The following is a 16,431-nucleotide window of genomic DNA, read 5'->3' as shown; positions in this document are numbered from 1 at the left end:
TTTGCAACATCACGATAGAAACTTTATGTGCATATTTACTAAATGCAACATAAATTTTAAATTTCATTGCTTAAAATTTACTAAGCAAAAGTAATATATTGTCCGATAAATAGGATGTAATGCTATACAAAATTATCCTTATATCTTGATTTACTAATAGAAGATTTTTCATTCTATTCAGGTTACTTAATCTATGAGATATAACCATGACTACTACTACTGAACGTCGGAAATCCAACACGTTTTATGTGATTTTGATTGCTGGTGCTGCGGCTCTTGGCGGTTTTTTATTTGGTTTTGACACCGCAGTAATTAACGGTGCAGTTGCAGCTATCTCGAAAGCTTTTAACGCTAACAGTGTAGAGACTGGCCTTGCTGTGTCGCTGGCATTATTAGGGTCTGCGGTAGGAGCGTTTTATGCAGGAAAAATTGCAGACCGCTATGGTCGAGTTAAGGCAATGGTGGTAGCTTCGGTGTTATTTACTATTAGTGGAATTGGCTCCGGCCTTGCTGTAGGTATTTGGGATTTTACCTTTTGGCGGCTACTGGGTGGGCTTGCAGTGGGAGCTGCTAGCGTCATCGCGCCAGCTTACATTGCAGAATGTTCTCCTACCCATTTGCGGGGAAGGTTGGGATCTCTCCAGCAATTAGCGATTGTGGTTGGTATTTTCATCGCACTCCTATGCGACTACTTTATTGCTGTATCAGCTGGTTCAGCTGAGAAGCCGTTTTTGTTTGGAATAGCAGCTTGGCGCTGGATGTTTTGGACGGAAATTCCTCCTGCGATACTCTACGGAATGTCAGCTTTAATGATTCCAGAATCCCCGCGTTACTTAGTTGCTCAAGGACGGGAACCAGAAGCTGCTAACGTTCTGACTAAGATTTTGGGGGGTAACGTATTAGCAAAAATCGAAGAAATTCGGCAAACAGTTTTACGCGAACGTCAGCCTAAGTTTTCTGATTTGTTAGGAAGAAGTGGTGGGCTTTTGCCGATTGTTTGGATAGGAATAGGTTTATCCGTATTCCAGCAATTGGTTGGGATTAATGTCATCTTTTATTACAGCAGCGTTTTGTGGCAGGCAGTTGGTTTTTCTGAAAAAGATTCCCTGACAACTACAGTGATTACAGGGGCGGTAAATATTATTACTACTTTAATTGCGATCGCCTTTGTAGATAAATTTGGTCGCAAGCCTTTACTGGTTTTAGGGTCACTTGGCATGGTCGTGACCTTGGGGACAATGACTGCTGTTTTTAGAACCGGGCAACTAGATCCTGCTGGCAACCTGACTCTCAACGGTTCAGCCGGTCTTATTGCTCTTTTAGCAGCTAATTTTTATGTATTTTGCTTCGGTTTTTCCTGGGGCCCAGTCACCTGGGTGCTGTTAGGAGAAATGTTTAATAACAAGATCCGAGCTGCTGCACTTTCGGTAGCTGCGGCAATACAATGGGTTGCTAATTTTGCCGTTTCCACAACATTTCCTCCCATCCTGCAATATTTTGGGCTAGGTGCTGCTTATGGTCTGTATACAATTGCGGCAGCTATTTCCTTCTTCTTCGTTCTGTTTTTTATTAAAGAAACCAAAGGAATTGAATTAGAAGATATGTAAAGGGGCTTTAGAGAACGCAACAGACCTGCTTCATAAGCAGCGGGTTAGGGAGAGTATTAGAGGATGTTTGAAAAGTTATGATGATATATCAAATATTTTTTTACCCCACCCTAACCCTCCCCTTGTAAAGGCTACGGTGTACACACAAGTTATCGAATTACCCCATCCTAGCCCTCCCCTTGTCAAGGGGAGGGAACAAGATCTCTTTTTCTCCCTTAACAAGGCAGATAAAAACGCAATTAAAATCACAGTCAACCACTTTTCAAACAACCTCTTAGATACTTTATTAACAATAATAGCTTTTAAAACATCCTCTTAAGCTGAAAATCATGCTTTCTGCTTCATCTCGATGAATAATACAGATAATTATTTATTACCACTGGGGTATGTTATTCGCCAAGCGAAACCTTCTGATATGTGGTTAATTTGTTTATTTATTATTAGAGCAAGTCTTGACGCTTCTCAACTAAAATGGCATCAATTTTGGGTTATTGAGTATGATGGGCGTTTAGTAGCTTTCGGACAGTTACGAAACTTTGAATTTGCACAAGAACTTGGTAGTTTATTTGTTGTACCAACTCACCGAAATCAGGGATTAGGAACTTTTTTAATCCAGCATTTAATTGCTCAATCTACTCAACCGCTTTATTTAAAATGTTTAAAAAATAAATTAGGTTCTTTTTACGCTAAAAAAGGCTTTATTCCTATCAGCTATGAGGAATTACCAGTATCACTCAAGTCTAAGTTTCGCTTGTCTCAATTACGAAAGACATTACTAAAAGCTTTTGTACTATTTATGAAGTATGAACATCCTGTCTGAATACTTATAAATTCACGCCTGGACATTTTATCTAGGTAAAATTTTTTGAGGACTCCTAGAAAATGAAATAAAATTCCTTAAATCATTTGTGAGCAAGTGATAGCGTCACTTGCTCCAAGATTCAATTTTAAGAGGAAGAACGTTTCAGAATTTTACCTCTGCCTTAAAATTCAATGCCTATCAGTGATGGAAATAAGTTTTTTCTTAAATCCACGCAACATGGTTAATAGTGGCTTTGCCCAATTTCCACCCAGTAAATCGTGGAGTAGGACATAAAAACAGGGGATGATAAACAACGTTAGCATTGTTGCGATCGCCATCCCAAAGAAAACTACAATCCCTAAAGGTTGCAAAAACTCAGAACCTTCGCCAATGCCTAATGCCAAGGGAAACAGTCCCAAAATGGTAGTGACTGTAGTCATCATAATCGGGCGCAAGCGTTGAGGAGCAGCTTTGATAATCGCAACTTGGCGAGTACAACCAACTTCTTCCCGAATTTGGTTTGCCAGTTCTACCATGAGAATCCCCGCGTTTACCACAATTCCCACCAGCAACACCACACCAACAATTACAGTTGCGCCAATTGCTGTTTGGGTAATGTAAAGTCCAAAAATTCCCCCAGCTAAGGCCAGTGGTACGGTGAACATAATTACCAATGGGTCAATCAGCGAATTGTATTGCACCGCCATCACTACAAAGATTAAGAATGTCGCCAACGCTCCCAATGTTTTTAAAGCATCTTGGAGTTGCTGATTAGTTTCTTGAGCAGAACTAGGCACAATTGAAACGCCATCAGGTAAGTCTACATTCTTGACTATTGCATTAGCTTCTGCTATTGCTTCACCAAGACTAGCTCCCTCGCTGAGATTGCCTGCCACAATAAAAGCTTGGCGCTGATTAATCCGTTGCACCTCACCAGGCGCTTGACCTTCTTGAATGTTGGCAACGTCTGAAAGCCGGACTAGTTGATTATTTTCTGTAAATAGCGGTAATTGTTCTAGCTGTGAAGGACGCTGAATGGCTTCTTTATTCAGCTGCACCCGCACATCAACTAAACGATTACCGCGTTGAATTTGCGTGGGAACTGAACCTTCAATTGCTGTCTGGACTGTTGCACCAATTTCTTGAGCGCTCAACCCTAAAGCTGAAACCCTCTCCCAGTCAGGGCGAATTTGGATTTCTGGTTGCCGGGGGTCGGCATCTGGTCGAAATGTCGCCAATCTTGCCCTTTCCTGCAATGCCTCCAGCACTTGTGCCCCTGCTTGCGTTAAGTTTTCTTCATTCTCGCCTTGCAAAATCACGTCAATTTCTGACCCTTGCACTGGAGAATTACTCAAGATTAAACCCCGCACTTGACCTGGATTGAGGCGCAGCAGAATTCCTGCTAAGTTGAGTTTGTTAAATTCCTGAGTTACTTTTTTGACGAAGCCTTCAACATCTGTGCCTGGTTTGAGATTGATGGTGCTGCTGGCACGTAAAGGATTTTCTGTAGTATTGTTGCCAAATAAATTACCACCGACAGTTGTGAAAGCAGACTCGGTTTCTGGTTGTTTGAGCAAAATGTCATCGACAATTTGCATAACTTTCTCAGAAGTTGCTAAAGGTGTACCGGGAGGAAACTGCGCTCTCAAGTTAGCTTGTCCGGTACTGATGCGGGGTAAAATTTCTTGGGGAATTTGACCAAACATCAAAAAGCTACTGCCACCTAAAATTAGTAACGCAGCAGTTACTACCAGGAGACGATAGCGTAAAACCTTGGTTAAAAAGTTACTGTATCCGCGCGTAGCATCTTCAAATCGGTGATTAAACTGTCTCAGCAGCCAAAATTCACTGATGCGACTAGACCAGGAAATTCCCAAAAGTCGAGAAGACAGCATCGGCACTACTGTAATGGCAACCACAAGGGAAGCTGCAACTGCGAAGCTAATTGTCAGAATCAGTTCATTAAATAGCAGTGCAATAAAGCCGCCAATTAAGAGGAATGGTACTACAGAAACTAAGTTGGCGCCTGTGGCAGCAACCAAAGCAGATTCGACTTCTTGGGAAGCATTAATGGCAGTGTCAATAAAGAATTTGGAATTACCCTGCCTCCCCTGCTCCCCCCTCTCTCTTTGATTGGGAGTCATGCCTGCTTTTTCGGAGATATTCTCTAAGATCACAACCGATGTATCAATTGCTTGACCGACTCCTAATGTCAGACCTGCCAAACTAAAAACATTCAAAGTAAGGCCAAATATTTTCATCAAAGCGATCGCAGCCAGAGTACACAGCGGAATCGTCAAACTGATAATTAATGTTTGCCTAAACGATCCCAAAAATAATAACACTGCTGCTGCTGCCAGCAATGCTCCAGAAATCCCCGAAAAGATGACATCATTTAAAGAATTGCGGATGAAAACAGATTCATCTGTGGTGGGACTCAAGGTCATGTCTGCTGGGATTAAACCCGATTGCCGTAATTGTTCAATTCGCTGCTTCACAGCATTGACAACGGTAATTGTGTTGGCCTCAGGCTGCTTTTGCACTGAAACTTTCACAGCAGGTTGACGATTGAGGTAAACAAATACTCGCTGTTCTTCTGTATCGTCAATTACCTCCGCAAAGTCTCGCAAGTAGACGCGGCGGGAAGGGGTAGGGGAAGCAGGGGAGGCAGGGGAGGCAGGGGAGGCAGGGGAAGCAGAGGAGGCAGGGGAGGAAACTTCTAAAGAAAGGTTTTCAATTTCACTAGCATTTTGGAAGCGTCCTACAGTCCGAGTCAATGGCTCGGAATTTTGCCCTAGAATCCGACCGCCAGAAGTGTCTTGGTTACGAGCTGTTAATTCATCTAATACATCATTTAAGCCCACACCCAAAGCTTGCAATCGGTTTAAGTCAACAAGCACTCTTACTTCTTCCTCAGCACCACCAGATACATCGATTGAGGCGACTCCCGGCACAACACTGAGTTCACGCGTCAACTCTTCATCAGCAAATACGCGTAAATCTTTACCTGGCAACGAAGCAGATGTCAGTGCCAATTCATAAACCGGCAATTGGGAGGGATCGACTTTAAATAAGCGTGGCTCCTCTATGGTATCTGGCAGTTGTCCTCGACCTCGGTTAAAAGCAGCAGTCGCGTCGTTTAGGGCTTGGTCAATATCGCCTCCTGGCTGGAAGTATAAATCCAGGTTCACCTGTCCTTCGCGGGTACGGGAAAAAACCTGTACTACATTCTCGGTTGCTGATAAAGTTTCTTCTAAGGGCCTGGTGATTTCATCTACTGCGACTTCTGGGGAAATACCGGGGGCTTCTAGCCGAACGCTAATTCGTGGATAGGTAATTGCTGGTAAGAGATCGACTTGGATAGTTGTGAGAAAAAACACTCCAATGACAATTACCGCCACGGTGAGCATGAGTGTACCAATGTGTTGGCGGATAGCGATCGTACTGAGACTAAATCCGCTATTGCCATTATTATTTGCTTGTTGCATGATACTGAGTGCTAAGTGCTAAGTGCTGACTACTAAGTACTTTTTTCATTGGTATGGTGTATTGCTCACCCTACTATTGTTTTTCTGAAAGAATTGAGAGACTTACAGTGTCACCTTCTTTTAACGGCTTACCACTACGAACAACATAGCGTTCCCCCGGTTGCAAGCCAGACAGAATTTCCACTTTGCTATCAGCTCTTTTCCCTAAGGTGACAGCACGCGCCGCTACTTTTGCTTTGCCTTCTGCATCACTGACAACAAATAAGGTTCCAGTTTTGTTTTGCGTGTCTGTGTTGCTTTTCTGCCCCCGTGCCTGTTTCTGAATGGCTGTTTGCGGCACTACTACCCGTTGCGCCATTTGAGTTTCAAAATTGACTCGTGCCAGTAGTCCGCTACCAATTTTCCCATCGCTGTTGGGAATTACTACTTCTACGGGAATCAAACGAGCTGTGGCATCAGCAGCTGGAGAAATCCGCGTCACTCTGCCAATTAATGTTTCACTGGGGAAAGCATCTAAACGGACTTTTACGGATTGTCCAAGCTGAATTTGTGCTAGTTCTAATTCCGAAACTTGGACGACAACTTTCACGCGGTTAAAGTCGCCAATTTTTAAGACTTCACTACCTGCTTGCAAAAGATTGCCTGGTTCTGTGACTTTTTCTGTAACTACGCCAGTAATGGGGGATGTCAGCCGAGCGTAAGATCTGCGTTCTTTGGCTTCTGCAACTAAGGCCTGTTGGGCTAATACTCTGCCTTGAGCGGCGGCGACGGCTTGCTGTTCTGTACGGACTTGCTCTTGAGCCGCCCGCAATGCCTGGGCAGCTGTTTGTGCCTGGGTACGCGCTTGTTCAGCAGTTTGTTGAGCGATCGCTCCTGCTTGGAATAGTTTTTGCTGGCGTTGTGAATCTGCCTGGGCTTGCACTACTTCTAGCCTCGCCCGTTCCACGTCTGCACGGGCATTACTTACTTGAGTAGTTGCCCTGACTACTTCTGATTTTAGGGCTGCAAGTTCGGCTTCTGCTTGTTTGTAGGCTGTTAGTAACAGGGCGTCATCTAATTGCCCCACAGTCTGGCCTTGGTTAACTCTATCGCCCACATCTAGGTTCAAAGCCAACAACCGCGCTTCAACCTGCGATCGCAGTGACACAATCCGGAAGGGTACTGTATTACCTGTATATTCTGGTTGTGTTTGCAATAAATCTGTTCGCGCGATCGCCACATCTACAGGTGTTGCACCCCCACCCCGTGCCCGTCCGCCAGGACTCTGAGATTGTGCCTCAGCTGATTCCTTAGGTAGCGATCCACAACTTGCTGTTAGCAGGCCTATACCAACCAAACAGGGTATTAAAAAACTTTTCAAAGGAGTAGAGGCAAAAAAATATTTTTCCCCCTTTCCACGTTTTGCATAACTGCTTTTTGCCAGAAGTTTGCTTTTGACATCTGCGTAGTCGCAGACCGCTGCACGTATCGCTACCTCAGTTTTTGCAACTGAATTTAACTCGATATTAATTAGCTGGGTATTGGTTACAGAATCCTTCATTTTCACCTGTGTGTGCGGCTTAGTTTATGTCCAAAATCATCTAGTTTTCTCCTATGGGGAGCTTTCGGGATTAAACAGCCGTGTTTTCCCAAGTAATTCTGAGAGATATTTTTAATAAAAAACGGCGAGAACGAATAAGCTGTTAACAGAAAATCTCTGTTTTCAGAAAATTACTGTTTTCCCATAAAAGTCCCAAAATTCTCACCGCTCTACTTCTTATGCAGAGGTAGACAATCTTCTTGCAGCTAATCAATTATAAACTTAGTATAAATATTTTTTAGTTTTCTGTAATCTACCCATAGGAGAAAACTGGCTTTACCACAAGACATGAAACTCTTTTTTCCATGTTTAAACATGGCGGTATTAAATTTTCCTTATTTTAAGATAATTATCCTATTGTACGTAAGATACGCGGATTTTTGGTAGTTTATCAATTCAATTCAGAAAAGTAAACATTTATTTATTGGGTATTGGGAGTGCTGACTATTGGCTGTTAATTTTTAATAGAGAAGTTATTACTCGCTCTCTGCTCCTCTACCTCCACAGGGTTACTGAACAAGTAAATATAAATTTTTATAAAAATTTTTCAAACTTTTCCCCAGAAGGTTGACTATTGTGTCATTATGGGTAGTGAAATGAGAATTAATTCGGCGACAGTGTTTGTTCTTAGTATTGACAGGCTTTTTCCTTGTGGTATTACAGACTTCTCTCCGAAATCTAAATCTCTGCATACTTTATGATTTTGGAGATATTTCATGTCAATTTACGTAGGTAACCTCTCTTATGAAGTTACACAAGAAGCTCTGAGTGCTGTTTTTGCAGAATATGGTTCTGTAAAGCGCGTTCAGTTGCCTACTGACCGTGAAACAGGTCGCTTGCGCGGCTTTGGTTTTGTGGAAATGAGTTCAGATGCTGAAGAAGCAGCTGCCATTGAAGCTCTTGACGGTGCTGAATGGCTGGGTCGTGACTTGAAAGTAAATAAAGCCAAGCCCAGAGAAGACAGAGGTGGTTCTTTCGGTGGTGGTAACCGTGGCGGTGGTGGTTACAACCGCAATCGTTACTAAAGCAATTAGACAGCAGTAAGTTAATTTAATCTAGTAAAAGCTCAGGCAGCAATGCTTGAGCTTTTTGCATAGAAAATATAGCGATCGCCAACTACCTGAGGACATAGATCGAGCGTAAAATCCTGATATAAAAAAAAGATTTTTAAGCCCGTCGCTTGTTGCCTGCGATAAGTCTTTTACCGGACATAATATGACAAGTCTGTTGCTCAATTAGAAATTTGGTATAGGAAATGCTCAGCATTATCCCCAAGACAAGGTACTTTTGAGTGCTGCAATGTTAGAGCAACACTCTCAAGAGGCGATCGCATTAATTTTAGCTGGTGTTCAAAACGCTCAATAATTATTAAGCAACTACTTGCCACCAACCAAAAGCAGGGCCGATAAAACGAATCGTTAGCCATGCTGCAACCATGATACCAATGCCTATCCAAGCACCGCGAGTAGTCCAAGTGACAAATAATTGAGCTTGACTTTTCGTGATGGGAATCGAGGGTAAGATGCGAGCTTCTTGACCGTATGTTTCCCCTAGTGCAGTTTTCCGACGTTTTGCTTCACCCATAATTAGGAACTGAAATCAACTTAAGCTCTAACTTTATCTTGCCAGGAATTGTGGTTATGGACAATTAATATTGGGCATGGGGCATGGGGATGAGGGAGATGGGGAGGTAGAGAAGTGTGGGGAGTGTGGGGGGAAAGATTTCTTCCCCATCCTCCCACACCTAATGAGCTTGCCCCATCCTCACACACCTCCCACACTTCCCACACCTGCTGCTTGCCCAATGCCCAATGCCCAATCCTTATGCCGAATTTTCCTCATTTGTATTGGAAAATAGACTGGGATCGAGATAGTTAATGCGTGCCAAGGGGCTTAAAGCTGAGAGAATTTGGGCGCCGTAGCTGCGGTTAACTACACGACTATCAAGTAAAGCGACAATACCTTGACTTTCTCGCACTGGAGCGATGGCTCGTTGTAATTCATTCAAGGCGGTTGGTAATAAATATAAACGGAACCAATCTTGATGCGATCGCTTATAACGAGCTACCCTACCAGCTACTAGAGGATTTTCCAAAGATGGTAGCGGCAAAGTCGCAATAATTAACAGCTGGGGTGCAGGCAAGACTCGCTGATGTTCTCGCCAAAATTCCCAACCGCTCACCAAAATACCATTTTCATCTAAACAAGTTTTTTCTACCTGTACCCGCGAACCAAATTCTGACGCCAAAATTGTCCCGACTTGGGACTTGAGTGGGACATCGCCAACCAAAATCACGGTTAATCCTGGTGCTGTAGCACTCAGACAAACCAGCGTGCGGACTTTGTGAATAAATGCCGCTTGAAATTCTGGTGTATTAGGTAGGGGTAACTTATAGGGTACATAGAGTTGAATTGCTTCGGCTTGACTTTCAGAAGAAAATTTCAGGCAAGTTACGTCTTCCAAACCCAAACGCTCGCGGAAAAGGGGAGCCTCTGTTTCTGGTTCTATAGCACTGCCAATTAAAACCACTGGTTGTCGCTGCCAAATGGGGGAAAGTATTTTCCCTAATTCCATTGGGGCGTAGTGTAAAGAAAATAAACCTTGGCGACGGGCAATAGTCGCCCAGAAGAGGGCAGGGGAAGCAGGGGAGGCAGGGGGGGCAGGGGAGGAAAGATTTTCGTTGAGCAATTGAAATTCTTGCCAGAAATGTTTCCAATTATCTGGGAGATTACTGAGGTCTAAAGTAGAATAAAGACGGTTTAAAATGTCTATTTCTAGTCCAGAGATGAGATAGCACTCATAGGGATTAGCAGGATGCTGAAAAAGTTCGTGTGTCAGTTGTATCCGTGCTTCGCGAATTGCTTCAGCTTGGTTTGGGCAAGCTAGCATGAGTCGATCCCAATCATGGGGTTGAATTTCTTGGGCGAGCTGATGACGAACCCAATCTTCGAGATCGTCTACACCATCAATAATTGTAGGAATACCTGGGGGAAAGCGATCGCCATCAGCTAACTGTCCTTTTAACCAAGCTTCTGGGGAGGTCAACAGTAGCCCTTGGAACTGGGCATCAGGCCAAGCGTCACCTGTTCTAATCGGTTTGTTGGCTGGTAGCCACTGCTGTAGCCGCGGAATTTCCACCCGCAACAGAAGTTGTTGCACTGCTTCTTGAGCAACAATAATTACAGGGCCATGCCACATCAGGGCTGATGCTACGAAACTGGTACGATATCGTCCTTGATAGCCACAAACAGCCCCCACTTGAATGAGGGCGCTACGTTCCAGGCGCAAGGCGCGTGCTACCAACCGTGCCATCGTCAAATGATGGGGCCAGGAAGGGAACCCCGCTTGCGATCGCAAAAAGTTATGTAGTGACAAATGAACTTCTGCCTCAATCACACGCTTTTAATCCCATAACAAAGTGACTTTTACCAATAAAGCCCCAATTTCTATTATGTTGTCCTTTGTCATTTATCATTTGTCATTTGTCCTCTGTTACAAAGTCTAGGCAGTTCGTTGGTGGGGTTCCCCCGCTTAAAGGAACTGGCGTTGAGCCACTGCGTTCCACAGGCCTTTGAGCTTGTTCGCTGTTAGGGTTACCGTAGGATAGCAACTGGCGTCTGAATATCAGAGGAAGCCTTAGCTTTTAACTTTCGGCTTAGTCATTTGTTCTTTGTCTAAAACTAATGACTAATGACTAATGACTAATGACTATTGTACAGACGCGATTAATCGCGTCTCTACTAATGACCAATCACCAATTACCTAATTATGCCAACCTACACAGGAATTTCCAGCGAAGCCTTTAGGCATCCCCTGGATACCCAAGCTGAGCAAGCTTTACGTAATTTACCAGGATTTGATTTTTTAGCCCGTAAATTTGTGGAATTTTTCGCTGAACGCCCTCAGTTAGTTTATTTAATGGGCAACACCATCCAAGTCGGGCCGCGTCAATATTCCACCATTTACCAGATTTTTCGGGAATGCGTGCGAGATTTGGACATTTATCCAGAACCCACACTGTTTGTTGAGCAAAATTCCCAAGCTAATAGTTACGCACTTGGACAAGAGCATCCTTACATAGTCATAAATACAGGTACATTAGACTTACTAAACGAAGTCGAAATTAGGGCGGTGCTAGCCCATGAACTGGGGCACATTAAATGTGGTCATACTATTTTAATTCAAATGGCGATATGGGTGAGGAGTCTCGCTTCTACAGTTGGTGAATTAACCTTTGGCATTGGTAATTTCGTCAGTCAAGGTTTGTTGCTTGCTTTTTACGAATGGCGACGCAAAGCCGAGTTATCCTCAGATCGCGCCGCTTTATTAGTAATGGATGATTTAAATCCTGTAATGACTACGATGATGAAAGTCACGGGCGGTAGTATCAAATATGCCAATGAATGCAGTTTACAAGAATTTATTAAGCAGTCTGAAAATTATCAAGCACTAGATGAAGATGGACTCAATCAAGTGTATAAATTCTTAATGTACACTGGGTTTCAAGGTGCAATGATGACTCATCCTTTTCCTGTGGAGCGCTTGCATTACTTACAACAGTGGGCAGTATCAGAAGAATATCAGCAAATTCGCCGAGGAAACTATCAGCGATCGCCCGCCTCCGGAGCTGTAAATGTCCCCGCAGATTCTTCCGAAAATGAAAAAGAAGCTTTGCGCCGTCAAATTGAAGAATTACAACGCGAAATTAACAGAATGAAAAGGCCTGATAATAATTCGTAAAAGGACTAGAGAGTGGGGAGCAAGGGGGCAGGGGAAAAGGTTAAAGGGAAAAGGTTAAAGGGAAAAGGAATAAATTTAATCTTTCCCCTTTCCCCCTTACCCCTTCCCCTTTTCCCATTTTCAATGCCCCATGCCCTATGCCCTATGCCCAATCCCCAGCCCATATCTGAGCATTAAATTAGGCATTTTTCCATATGGCAATTCACTTGAAAAAACGGCTTTTTGTGTTAGCTAATATCCTTGCTTTTATTCTCTTCATGCCGGGAATTGCCTTAGCTGCGCCCGTTAAAATGAATACTAATTTTAGTATTATTGTCCCCAAAACTACCAAAGCTGCCAGCGATTTTACTTCGATTTCAGAGATTAACCTGACTCCCCAACAACGCCAACAAATCCAGGGTATACGTCAGAGAAGAAATAAAGAAATTCAGGCAGTATTAAATTTATCTCAGCGTGCCCAAATTGCTCGCAATCTGCGGGCTGGTAATGATATGAATCAAGCCCTAAAAAAACTCAATTTACAACCAGAGCAGCAAGAATTAGTGGACGCAATACTGAAGTTTACTAACTTGAAAATGAAGGCGATTTTATCTCGGTATTCGCTAAAAGTAAATCAAAAATAAAGGTTTGATTTGTAGAGTAAAATGTTTGCGATCGCCACACTTATGGAAATAATTTACCAATCTGAATTTCAATTTCTGGAAATGCAATTAAGGATAACGTTGCATCCTCTTGCAAAATAAACTCTAGATTGTAGGCTTCTAAGCCAGGTTCGCGGAAGACAAAAACCTGACGCTGATTCACATCTAAAATCCAGTAGTCAATAATTCCTGCTTTAGCATATAAAGGCGCTTTTTGTTTGCGATCTGTTTCTAATGTTGTATCCGCCACTTCAACGAGTAAAAAAATTTCATTCGGTGCGGGATGGCGATCGATATATTTTCGCGCATCAATTCGGACAACGGCAATGTCTGGTTCGGGTTCCGAATATTGGCTTAATTGAATAGGATCTTGTACGCGAACTAGGGCGAGTTCTGCTAACAGCGGCTTGAGACGATCGGATGCACATAGGGTTGTGGCTGCGTGTGGGGGATTTTTGAACTCATAGGGATAACTTGCCCTTCTATCAGTTCCACCCGTTCATCGGCTGCGATAATACCCGTTTCAAGCATCCGGTGATATTCATCTATATTCCACAAACGGACTCTGGTTTGGATCGTTGTATTTGGTTTGGCGATCGCCTGCGTTCTCAAGGACAAATATCTCTTACTCCCAACTTTTGCAGCATCTATAATTAATCTTGCCCTATTTAGTTCGTTACCATGTCGGAAGAAGATCTCCGTGCCGCGAGGCTGGAAAAAGTAAACCAGCTAAAGCAGTTAGGCACAAATCCCTACGCCTATCGTTGGGAATCCACCCATCACGCAGCGCAGTTACAAGAACAATTTGCCGATTTAGCTAGTGGCGAAGAAGTTGATTTAGAAGTTGCCATAGCCGGACGCATTATGGCGCGTCGGGTTTTCGGTAAATTGGCTTTTTTCACCTTACAAGACGAAACCGGCACGATTCAGCTTTATTTAGAGAAAAATCGTATCCAAGAAGGCATGGCAGATATTGATGCCGATGCGTTCAATCACTTGAAACAACTCACAGATGCAGGTGACATCCTGGGAGCCAAAGGTACTATTAAACGGACTGAAAAGGGCGAGTTATCTGTCTACGTCAAACAATACACCATCCTGACAAAATCTCTGTTGCCCCTACCCGACAAGTGGCATGGATTAACGGATGTTGCCAAGCGCTACCGTCAGCGCTACGTTGACTTGATTGTTAACCCCGAAGTGCGGCAAACTTTCCGCCGTCGCGCCCAAATCACAGCCGGTATTCGTCGCTATTTGGAACAGCGGGATTTTCTAGAAATTGAAACGCCTGTTTTGCAAAGTGAAGCTGGGGGTGCAGATGCGCGTCCGTTTATCACTTACCACAACACTTTAGAAATGGAGTTGTATCTGCGAATTGCCACAGAACTTCATCTAAAGCGGTTAATTGTGGGTGGGTTTGAAAAGGTGTTTGAATTAGGGCGAATTTTCCGCAATGAGGGAATTTCGACTCGGCACAATCCCGAATTTACAACTATTGAAATCTACCAAGCCTACGCCGATTACAACGATATGATGGCGCTAACAGAAGGGATTATTACCACTGTTGCCCAAGAGGTACTCGGCACGCTAAAAATTACCTACCAAGGTGAATCTATAGATTTAACACCACCTTGGCGGCGAGTGACAATGCACGATTTAGTTAAAGAAGTTACAGGATTAGATTTCAAATCTTTCCAAACTTTAGAAGAAGCAAAAACAGCAAGTAAAAATGCTGGAATTCCGGATGTAGATGAAGCCCAATCAATTGGTAAGTTACTAAATTTGGCTTTTGAAGAGAAGGTAGAAGCCAATTTAATTCAGCCTACCTTTGTAATTGATTATCCTGTAGAAATTTCGCCCTTAGCAAAACCCCACCGTTCTCAACCTAGTTTGGTGGAAAGATTTGAGTTATTTATAGTCGGGCGGGAAACTGGCAATAGCTTCTCAGAACTTACCGATGCGATCGACCAAAGAGAACGTTTAGAAGCGCAAGCTGCTAGAAAAGCTGCTGGCGATTTAGAGGCGCAGGGCGTAGACGAAGACTTTTTAGCAGCTTTGGAATATGGTATGCCGCCTACTGGTGGTTTAGGAATTGGAATCGATCGCTTAGTAATGTTACTAACTGATTCTGCCAGTATTCGGGATGTAATTGCCTTCCCCCTACTGAAGCCTGAAAAATCTGAATCCTCCCCAGAATCAGCGACTCAGTAAAAAGCCAAAATTGAATAATCAAAAAACCTGTAGAAAAGTGAGATTTTGCATTTTTACAGGTTTTTTTTATGCAAAATGCCATACAATCATCGTAGAATTTACGGATGTAACTTAATTTTTTAGGTTTGGTATTTCTTGCAAGCTAACGAAATTAAAAATCGACTAAAGTCACTCATTGAGGAAGCATCTACAATCGACTCCAATTTAGCGCAAAAGTTAGAAGAAATAAACCGCTGGGTTAAAAATGTCAAGCCTGGTTCGCTGATGGCTAAACCATTTGTCAGTTTATTTCTCCAACAAATAATTGCAGATGCTATAGTTTGGCTAAGACTAAAATCCCTTCCTTATGAAGAAGAACAATTAGCCTTGAACGCCTTGAAACCTACTTTAAAATATTGGTATGGTTACTTATTTCCTAAATGGCTAAACCAAAAAGATCCCAAATTTTATATTTGGAAACGAAAACTGATGGCAGGGGAGTTTAGTCAACAGGATGCCAAGTTAATTGGCACTATTAGCAGTAGTATTGAAAATTTTGGCGGTACTGTGGTGCAACGCTACATAGCAGACTTGTCTATGGCAACTGATATAATTGTTAGCAGTAGCCAAACAAAACCACTGTGTATCCAACTTACCAGTATTTCGGCAAAATTTAATCAAGAGAAGTTTGAAGATTGGCACAAAACTCTACTTTTTTGGGAAATAGAGAGAGGATTATTTTTAAGCTATAATCCTAGTATTACTGATTTTATAAATCAGATAATTAACATTGTACTAGATAACAGTGACAACCTGAAAATAGGTATTTATCTGAAATTAAACTTGTAGTTAATATGTCACTTATTTACTTGTTTTTCTATTAACTTACCTTACCAAAACTTAGTCATCATGGTTAATGAAATACCAAATGACCGTCAACAGAGATTAGCTAAATTTTTAGAAGCAGTAGAAGAAGCTCAAAAATTACAGGATAATATACTCAAGCATGGTCTTGATGCCGCTTACTTGTATAGTGATGATGTTGATGGAGATTGGTTGGAAAAGTGGGGAGAAGACGACGATGAACGTAGTTATGTAGAAATATTTACGACTTTTCTCGAAAGCGATGATTTAGTGGCGGTCAAGGTACGCGAACAGTTACAGAATAAATCGATACCAGAAATTATAGAAGAATTGGAACAATGTCTGAGTTTATTCACAGAAGAAGACCAGATTTTGGCGATTAAAAATTTGTTAGCTGGTAAAGTAACAAATCTAGAAACTACCCGTGAAAATAGTAATGCAATCAATGAAATTGAACTACTTGATTTAGCAGAAGAACTTTTAGAAAAGTTGGCAGAGTTGAAATAATAAATAAAAAGT

General features: G+C 42.6%; 15 protein-coding genes. 8 read left to right on the top strand and 7 right to left on the bottom strand.

The features are described 5' to 3' along the window. Positions 1-206 precede the first annotated feature (206 nt). A complete protein-coding gene (locus NSTC745_RS11835; protein ID WP_445637306.1) occupies positions 207-1,607 on the top strand; it encodes a sugar porter family MFS transporter in 1,401 nt (466 codons plus the stop codon). Positions 1,608-1,956: 349 nt separating this feature from the next. Next, the gene (locus NSTC745_RS11830) at positions 1,957-2,427 is read left to right on the top strand and encodes a GNAT family N-acetyltransferase (protein ID WP_445637305.1); all 471 of its coding nucleotides are present in this window, start codon (positions 1,957-1,959) and stop codon (positions 2,425-2,427) included. A 170-nt stretch (positions 2,428-2,597) separates the two neighbouring features. Here NSTC745_RS11830 and NSTC745_RS11825 read toward each other — a convergent pair whose 3' ends face one another. After that, a complete protein-coding gene (locus NSTC745_RS11825) occupies positions 2,598-5,897 on the bottom strand; it encodes an efflux RND transporter permease subunit (protein ID WP_445637304.1) in 3,300 nt (1,099 codons plus the stop codon). Between the two features lie 73 nt (positions 5,898-5,970). Beyond that, the gene (locus NSTC745_RS11820) at positions 5,971-7,437 is read right to left on the bottom strand and encodes an efflux RND transporter periplasmic adaptor subunit (RefSeq protein WP_445637303.1); all 1,467 of its coding nucleotides are present in this window, start codon (positions 7,435-7,437) and stop codon (positions 5,971-5,973) included. A 755-nt stretch (positions 7,438-8,192) separates the two neighbouring features. Here NSTC745_RS11820 and NSTC745_RS11815 point away from each other — a divergent pair. Next, positions 8,193-8,501 (top strand): RNA recognition motif domain-containing protein, encoded by a 309-nt coding sequence (locus NSTC745_RS11815; protein WP_096541447.1) that lies wholly within the window; start codon positions 8,193-8,195, stop codon positions 8,499-8,501. A gap of 343 nt (positions 8,502-8,844) precedes the next feature. Here NSTC745_RS11815 and NSTC745_RS11810 read toward each other — a convergent pair whose 3' ends face one another. The 3 genes from NSTC745_RS11810 to NSTC745_RS11800 are packed head-to-tail and all read right to left on the bottom strand — an operon-like array spanning position 8,845 to position 10,873. Next, positions 8,845-9,060 (bottom strand): DUF2839 domain-containing protein, encoded by a 216-nt coding sequence (locus NSTC745_RS11810; protein WP_445637302.1) that lies wholly within the window; start codon positions 9,058-9,060, stop codon positions 8,845-8,847. 20 nt (positions 9,061-9,080) lie between these two features. Then, positions 9,081-9,281, bottom strand: coding sequence for a hypothetical protein (locus NSTC745_RS11805; protein ID WP_445637301.1), 201 nt, complete (start codon positions 9,279-9,281; stop codon positions 9,081-9,083). A gap of 17 nt (positions 9,282-9,298) precedes the next feature. Next, on the bottom strand, positions 9,299-10,873 hold the full coding sequence (locus NSTC745_RS11800) for a helicase C-terminal domain-containing protein (RefSeq protein ID WP_445637300.1): 1,575 nt from the start codon (positions 10,871-10,873) through the stop codon (positions 9,299-9,301). 372 nt (positions 10,874-11,245) lie between these two features. Here NSTC745_RS11800 and NSTC745_RS11795 point away from each other — a divergent pair, with 372 nt between their 5' ends. Further along, positions 11,246-12,217: a M48 family metallopeptidase gene (locus tag NSTC745_RS11795; protein ID WP_445637299.1), complete on the top strand. Its 972-nt coding sequence runs from the start codon at positions 11,246-11,248 to the stop codon at positions 12,215-12,217. Between the two features lie 194 nt (positions 12,218-12,411). Continuing rightward, positions 12,412-12,840 (top strand): hypothetical protein, encoded by a 429-nt coding sequence (locus NSTC745_RS11790; RefSeq protein WP_445637298.1) that lies wholly within the window; start codon positions 12,412-12,414, stop codon positions 12,838-12,840. 40 nt (positions 12,841-12,880) lie between these two features. On the opposite strand, the gene NSTC745_RS11785 is transcribed toward NSTC745_RS11790, so the two are convergent. After that, positions 12,881-13,261, bottom strand: coding sequence for a Uma2 family endonuclease (locus NSTC745_RS11785; RefSeq protein ID WP_445638584.1), 381 nt, complete (start codon positions 13,259-13,261; stop codon positions 12,881-12,883). Next, positions 13,255-13,476 (bottom strand): hypothetical protein, encoded by a 222-nt coding sequence (locus tag NSTC745_RS11780; protein WP_445637297.1) that lies wholly within the window; start codon positions 13,474-13,476, stop codon positions 13,255-13,257. Before NSTC745_RS11780 ends, NSTC745_RS11785 begins: the two co-directional genes overlap by 7 nt. Before the next feature lie 63 nt (positions 13,477-13,539). Here NSTC745_RS11780 and lysS point away from each other — a divergent pair, with 63 nt between their 5' ends. From lysS to NSTC745_RS11765, 3 genes are all read left to right on the top strand, one after another. Continuing rightward, positions 13,540-15,069, top strand: coding sequence for a lysine--tRNA ligase (gene lysS / locus NSTC745_RS11775; RefSeq protein ID WP_445637296.1), 1,530 nt, complete (start codon positions 13,540-13,542; stop codon positions 15,067-15,069). A 135-nt stretch (positions 15,070-15,204) separates the two neighbouring features. Further along, the gene (locus NSTC745_RS11770) at positions 15,205-15,897 is read left to right on the top strand and encodes a hypothetical protein (RefSeq protein WP_445637295.1); all 693 of its coding nucleotides are present in this window, start codon (positions 15,205-15,207) and stop codon (positions 15,895-15,897) included. A 60-nt stretch (positions 15,898-15,957) separates the two neighbouring features. Next, positions 15,958-16,419, top strand: a complete 462-nt coding sequence (locus tag NSTC745_RS11765) for a hypothetical protein (RefSeq protein WP_445637294.1) — start codon at positions 15,958-15,960, stop codon at positions 16,417-16,419. Positions 16,420-16,431 lie beyond the last annotated feature (12 nt).

It is taken from the genome of Nostoc sp. DSM 114161 (assembly GCF_052692665.1).
Note: the sequence above shows the minus strand (reverse complement) of the source record. Positions and strands in the feature narration are given on the sequence as shown.

Bases quoted from the DNA above. Each gene is read 5' to 3' on its own strand.
- NSTC745_RS11820 (WP_445637303.1), bottom strand. From the start codon at position 7,437: ATGAAGGATTCTGTAACCAATACCCAGCTAATTAATATCGAGTTAAAT.
- NSTC745_RS11815 (WP_096541447.1), top strand. From the start codon at position 8,193: ATGTCAATTTACGTAGGTAACCTCTCTTATGAAGTTACACAAGAAGCT.
- NSTC745_RS11835 (WP_445637306.1), top strand. From the start codon at position 207: ATGACTACTACTACTGAACGTCGGAAATCCAACACGTTTTATGTGATT.
- NSTC745_RS11795 (WP_445637299.1), top strand. From the start codon at position 11,246: ATGCCAACCTACACAGGAATTTCCAGCGAAGCCTTTAGGCATCCCCTG.
- NSTC745_RS11810 (WP_445637302.1), bottom strand. From the start codon at position 9,060: ATGGGTGAAGCAAAACGTCGGAAAACTGCACTAGGGGAAACATACGGT.
- NSTC745_RS11765 (WP_445637294.1), top strand. From the start codon at position 15,958: ATGGTTAATGAAATACCAAATGACCGTCAACAGAGATTAGCTAAATTT.
- NSTC745_RS11825 (WP_445637304.1), bottom strand. From the start codon at position 5,897: ATGCAACAAGCAAATAATAATGGCAATAGCGGATTTAGTCTCAGTACG.
- NSTC745_RS11790 (WP_445637298.1), top strand. From the start codon at position 12,412: ATGGCAATTCACTTGAAAAAACGGCTTTTTGTGTTAGCTAATATCCTT.
- NSTC745_RS11830 (WP_445637305.1), top strand. From the start codon at position 1,957: ATGAATAATACAGATAATTATTTATTACCACTGGGGTATGTTATTCGC.
- lysS (WP_445637296.1), top strand. From the start codon at position 13,540: ATGTCGGAAGAAGATCTCCGTGCCGCGAGGCTGGAAAAAGTAAACCAG.